This window comes from Pseudomonas sp. Sample_11, from assembly GCF_004307505.1.
GTDB classification, from domain to species: Bacteria; Pseudomonadota; Gammaproteobacteria; order Pseudomonadales; family Pseudomonadaceae; genus Aquipseudomonas; species Aquipseudomonas atacamensis.
In genome coordinates this window covers 1-2,004 of record NZ_RCOD01000002.1, presented here as the reverse complement: position 1 = coordinate 2,004, position 2,004 = coordinate 1, and the positions used below count along the sequence as shown (strand labels likewise).

The following is a 2,004-nucleotide window of genomic DNA, read 5'->3' as shown; positions in this document are numbered from 1 at the left end:
AGAGCGTGGGAACGATCTCGCCCGTCAGGCCGGCCAATGCCGCTCAAACACCGGTGCCAGCACCGGGTGTCGGTCGATCCTTTGCAGCCACGCATAAAAGCCCGGGCGGGTCTGGCGCAGGTGTTCGCGGCTGCCGGCCCAGCGGCTTACCACGGCCGCCAGCACATCCAGCGCGCCGGGCGTTTCGTCATCCAGATATAGCTCCCCGGAAAACTGATCGGCAAACACCTCCCAACTGAAGTGCAGGCGCTGGCGCGTGCCGGCGATCAGGTTTTGCCGTGCGCTCTCGTCAGGCGTGCTCAGCCAGCGCTCGGGGTAATCGATGATGCCGACCGCCGCGTAGCAATTGCTGACGATATAGGCGAGGCCGCGAATCGCCTGATCACGATCGGCAGCCTTGCTCGGCAGCAGGCCGGACTTGGGAAACGTCAGGCCCAGGTGAATCAGGATCGCCGCACTTTCGGTCATGGCGCTGCCGTCCGGCAGTTGCAGGGTCGGTATCTGTTTCAACGGATTGAGTTTGCCCAGCGCCTCGTCGGCCTCGGCGCTGGCTTCGGTATCAATGAAGCGATAGGCGATCTGGCACAACTCCAGTGCCGCCTCGATGGCAGCCGCGCCGGAATTCTTGTGCCCGTAGAGCTGGTACATGTCCGTTCCCCCGATAAGGCCTTTGCACAGGGTAGATGGCTGGCTGGCCTGACGTAGAAAATTCTGCATATGTGTCCTGATTGGCACGTTTTTCCCATGCACTGCCGACTTGCGAAATCAACCTTCGCCAATCAGCGCTGGCGGTGCCCATCCCGCACCAAGAGCATTCATCGAACGCTATCCGCGTTCTTGTAAGGTGCGACAGCGAACCAAAAGTTCGCCTGTCCGAGCTGGCAATAAGGAGTTCACCTGTGAATCTTCAAATGCTCCGCCGTACGACATACCCCACTCACTCGCAAATCCAGCCCCAAGTTCAGCCGAGCCTATTCAGCCTGGCGCGTTTCTCCTTTATTACCTGAAACCCAATGCACACTTTGCGTGCCTGGCGATCGAGCGATCGCCGGGCGCCAAGTGTTATTTATTTTTTAAATACGGCAATTAATAAAAGGCACAACAACAAGATTGTCGAACAATGACTTTCCGTCATTGAAGTTGCACCAAAAGCGCACGCCCGAATGTGATGCAGTTAACCAATACTCCAGAATCAAAATAAGGAACATGTCCTGTGAACCGCTGAATGACTGACCTGCACCAAATCGATTCGCTACGCACCGATAGGTGCTGAGCCTGATCACCGAGCAGCCGCTCTATCCCGCCGATTGGCGTGATACAGCGTTCCCTCTGACTCGCTCTGGAAAAAGCCCTTCTGCGAGGACTTGGGGACCGCTTCGCGCCGAATAAACGGTATGCGAACTTGAAACTTATATAAATGCGACATCAGTAACACCGAAGATATGCGTTCAACCCGTTTCAGCAACATCTGGCACACCTGTTGCAAACTGTAACAAACCTGAGACAGCTCACGTCTCCACACAACAACAAGCCACGGAATGGATAATGAACAATCGATATAGATGCTACTAAGCCACTAAGTTTGTTCGAGGCCGTTTAAACAGATAGTTCAACTATCGGCTCGCGTACACCTTGAAGAAAGTTGCACCCACTCACTCGAACATCAGCCATATGTTCGGACGGCACCTTATTGCCCTTCATCTGACCCGAGGGAGCTTTAATGAACGATGCGGTAAAGCACAAAACCCTGCCGGGGCCGTTGCAGCAAGCGCCGGTCCCGCCGGCAACGGGCAGGCCGGCGTTTACAGCCAACACGTCACGACCCGGCGGGTTGAACAAACCACAGATGCTCTTGCTGATCGCCGTGTCGGCGCTGATACACGGCGGCGCGTGGTGGTTCTTCCATCAGGCGCGTCCTGAGCCACTGCCGACGCCGCCGGAAATCCCGGAAATGACCGTCGAGCTGACCAGCCCGACGCCTCCGGCCCCGCCAACACCGGAACC

General features: G+C 56.8%; 1 protein-coding gene and 1 pseudogene. One reads left to right on the top strand and one right to left on the bottom strand.

Annotation, left to right across the window (positions count from 1 at the left end; translation table 11 throughout):
• Positions 1–24: 24 nt before the first annotated feature.
• Positions 25–648 carry a glutathione S-transferase N-terminal domain-containing protein gene (locus D8U60_RS00110; protein ID WP_073471360.1) on the bottom strand — a complete coding sequence of 208 codons (624 nt, stop codon included), beginning with the start codon at positions 646–648 and terminating at the stop codon, positions 25–27.
• A 1,072-nt stretch (positions 649–1,720) separates the two neighbouring features.
• Between D8U60_RS00110 and D8U60_RS00105 the strand changes: the two are divergent.
• Positions 1,721–2,004, top strand: a pseudogene (locus D8U60_RS00105) (energy transducer TonB); the annotation flags it as partial.